Annotated in this window: 4 protein-coding genes and 1 tRNA gene; 3 read left to right on the top strand and 2 right to left on the bottom strand. The window is 44.7% G+C overall.

Annotated elements, in window-relative coordinates:
* Positions 1–146: helix-turn-helix domain-containing protein (locus O9300_RS13285; protein WP_185237745.1), on the bottom strand; the 146-nt coding region annotated here is incomplete at its 3' end.
* A 92-nt stretch (positions 147–238) separates the two neighbouring features.
* Here O9300_RS13285 and yidD point away from each other — a divergent pair.
* A complete protein-coding gene (yidD, locus tag O9300_RS13280; RefSeq protein WP_079208867.1) occupies positions 239–469 on the top strand; it encodes a membrane protein insertion efficiency factor YidD in 231 nt (76 codons plus the stop codon).
* Positions 470–485: 16 nt separating this feature from the next.
* Here the strand turns inward: yidD and O9300_RS13275 are convergent, their stop codons facing one another.
* On the bottom strand, positions 486–1,244 hold the full coding sequence (locus O9300_RS13275; RefSeq protein ID WP_002757745.1) for an LmeA family phospholipid-binding protein: 759 nt from the start codon (positions 1,242–1,244) through the stop codon (positions 486–488).
* A 198-nt stretch (positions 1,245–1,442) separates the two neighbouring features.
* Here O9300_RS13275 and O9300_RS13270 point away from each other — a divergent pair, with 198 nt between their 5' ends.
* Positions 1,443–2,582 (top strand): ferrochelatase, encoded by a 1,140-nt coding sequence (locus O9300_RS13270; protein ID WP_287739329.1) that lies wholly within the window; start codon positions 1,443–1,445, stop codon positions 2,580–2,582.
* Between the two features lie 88 nt (positions 2,583–2,670).
* Positions 2,671–2,743: transfer RNA gene (locus O9300_RS13265), tRNA-Arg, on the top strand.
* The last annotated feature ends 244 nt before the right edge of the window (positions 2,744–2,987 follow it).

Below are 2,987 nucleotides of genomic sequence, written 5' to 3'. Positions count from 1 at the left end.
CCTACTCTTTCTTGCTTTTCGTACCAAGCTTGTGTTCGTTCGTGGAGAGCTTTGTTGTAAACTAATCTTACACAGCCCAATGTGCGCCGCAATAGCGACTCTTGTGTTGGTGTGGGGTAAAATCGAAACGAATAGGCTTTTTCCATGTCCTTTCACACTAGCATATATTTCGTAAATGTGCTAATATTTAACAGTAAAGCCGTCGTAGAACGACGGGGTTTCAGACCCAAAATTTCCGATGAAAGGAATTTTTATTGGCTTAATTGAGGGATATCGACGGTTTATTTCGCCGCTATTTCCCCCTTCCTGTCGTTTTCAACCCACCTGTTCCCAGTATGCCATAGCAGCGATCGAGCGCTTTGGTGTGCTGCGCGGTTCTTGGTTAGCAATTAAGCGTATTCTCCGTTGTCATCCCTTTCACCCCGGAGGTTACGATCCTGTGCCTCCCTGTAGCCACAAGCACGATTAAAAGGCCAAAATACTGCCTATTTTCTTTGGGGAAAACGCTCGATATCGGCGATACCATAAAAGATGATCTGTTTATCTTTTAAACGTAGTCGATCGACTCTTAATTGGGTACCATCGAGGGCAAATTTATCTAAATCCATGAGGTTGTTAACGTGGCTGATTAAAGCTTCTCCTAAAGCTTTCGATCTTTCGTCCCCTTGATAAACCACCTCAACAAACTGAATTTTTCGCCGTTCTTCCACAACCACAGCAGTGGTCATTTCTAGAAGAATTGGTTCTTCTTCTCCCAATTTGATCAGACTTTTCAGAGTTAAAGTTTTATCGTCATTGAGAATTAATTCCGTATTCTGACAGTGAATTGATTTACCTTCGTACTCTAATCTTTGCAGTTTTTCGACAATAAAAGGTGTATTAAAAGAGGTGGTTAAGTCTTCTTCCGTTAAAACTACCCGCAAAGTGGCCCGCGTCGGTTGACGGAGTTTTACCTGTCCGGTAAAAATGGCACTAAAATCGATCGCCACCGCTTGTACATACAATTCCATGGCTTCGATGCGTAGGCCATTGTACATCAGCATCGACTGACCGATAAAGTCAAAACCGTCGATACTGCCTTGGAGTAATTTGGCCACGGGTTCGGCGCGGACAGTCGCTTTCAGCTTGCCTGTCCGTTTGAATAATGCAGCGATCGCAGCACTCACCGCCTTACTGATGAGTTGATCGCCGCTCTGATTGGGAAAAGGTAAGCTACCAAACACGCCTGCTGTCATATCTCTCATAAGTGGGACTACAACGATCTTAACATTATTTAAAGTTTCTTTACATCTCGTTTTATTAATGAGGATGATAAGCAATCTGTATGATTCTGTAGAGGTTATAAATTTTTAGCGGTCTATCCCGTGCTAGGGGATAGGATAGAAAAGTGCTACTATCCCAGTGATATAGCGTTTTTCACTTAGAAAATCGGGGTTAAAAACGTGGTTGCCATTTCAGATCAACAACAGTTAGCCGCTACCCACAACCACAGCGATCGAGTGGCGGTATTATTGATGGGATACGGGGAAGTGGAGAGTTATGAGGACTTTGCCAACTATAATGAACAGGCCTTAAATTTGCTGACGGCTAAGTTCGCTCCTGTGCCGACTTGGGTTTATCCTCCCCTAGCGAAATTATTGGCCCTATTTGACCTACACGAATGGCAGCACCAGCATAATCACTTTATTTCGCCCCATAACCACATTTTCGAGCATCAAAGACAGGAAATCGAGCGCAATTTACAGGCAAAATGGGGTAATCGGGTGGAGGTATTCAAAGCGTTTAACTTCTGCGCGCCTTTTTTACCGGCACAGGTGTTAACGGAAATCCGCGAACGGGGATTCGAGAAAATTTTGATCTATCCTCTCCTCGTTGTTGATTCTATCTTTACCAGTGGCATTGCGATCGAACAAGTTAACAAAGCTTTAGCTCAAGGACAAACGGGGGAACATTGGGTTAAAGGATTGCGCTATATTCCCTCGTTTTATAACCAACCCGCTTATATAGATCTAATGGCGCGGTTAGTGGAGGAAAAAATCGCGGCCGAGGTAGCTAGTAGCTGTCTTCCCTCGCAAATTGGCATTATTTTGATGAATCACGGTTGTCCCCACGAAGCTAAGGGATTTACGTCGGGAATCGATGAAAGTCAAGCTTTATACGAGTTAGTCCGGGAAAAATTAATCTATCGTTATCCCTTGATTTCTGTGGGTTGGTTAAATCACCAAACCCCCTTAATTAAATGGACGCAACCGAATGCAGAGTTAGCGGCGAAGAATTTGATTGAATTAGGGGCCAAAGCCTTAATTTTCATGCCGATTGGCTTTGCTACGGAAAATCACGAAACTTTACTGGATGTGGAGCATATTATCGAAGCTTTACGCCGCAAACACGACCAAGTTAATTATGTGCAGATGGCCTGTGTCAACGATAACCCCGAATTTTGCCGGATGGTCGCCGATTGGGCCGAGGAACATATCGAAGCTTTGCTATCACAAGAGGCTTTATCTGTCAATAGTTCTGTAACAATTCCTCACATTCATTCCGATCACCATCATCACCACGGACACCACCACCATCATTAAGCTTGGACAGTGGCAAAGAGGGGCAACGGCGAAAATTAGTCCTACCACTTGTCACTTTTGGAAGTATAATCTATAATTGTGCTTTCCTGGGTACGTAGCTCAATGGATAGAGCATCCGCCTTCTAAGCGGACGGTTGTAGGTTCGATCCCTACCGTACCCGTTATTGTTAAGTAGGGTCTGCTGAAAAAGTTTTTCCTGGGGGTAGGGTGTGGGGTGTGGGGTGTGGGGTGTAGGGTTTTACCGATTTTCAGGTGGTCAACTACCTAGGGTTTGCTGAAAAAGCTTTTCCTGGGGGCAGGGTGTGGGGTGTGGGGTGTGGGGTGTGGGGTTTTACCGATTTTGAGGTAGTCAATTACCTAATTTTCAGGGAAAAAGTACCTGAATTTTCCCCCCGATCCCCGCAA

Origin of the sequence: Microcystis sp. LE19-195.1E, assembly GCF_027532095.1 — a bacterium.
Taxonomy (GTDB): Bacteria; Cyanobacteriota; Cyanobacteriia; order Cyanobacteriales; family Microcystaceae; genus Microcystis; species Microcystis aeruginosa.
The sequence above is the reverse complement of the archived record's forward strand: the minus strand, read 5'-3'. Positions and strand labels throughout refer to the sequence as shown.

Excerpts from the sequence above, each read along its gene's own strand:
- O9300_RS13275 (WP_002757745.1), bottom strand. The coding sequence starts at position 1,244 with ATGAGAGATATGACAGCAGGCGTGTTTGGTAGCTTACCTTTTCCCAAT.
- yidD (WP_079208867.1), top strand. The coding sequence starts at position 239 with ATGAAAGGAATTTTTATTGGCTTAATTGAGGGATATCGACGGTTTATT.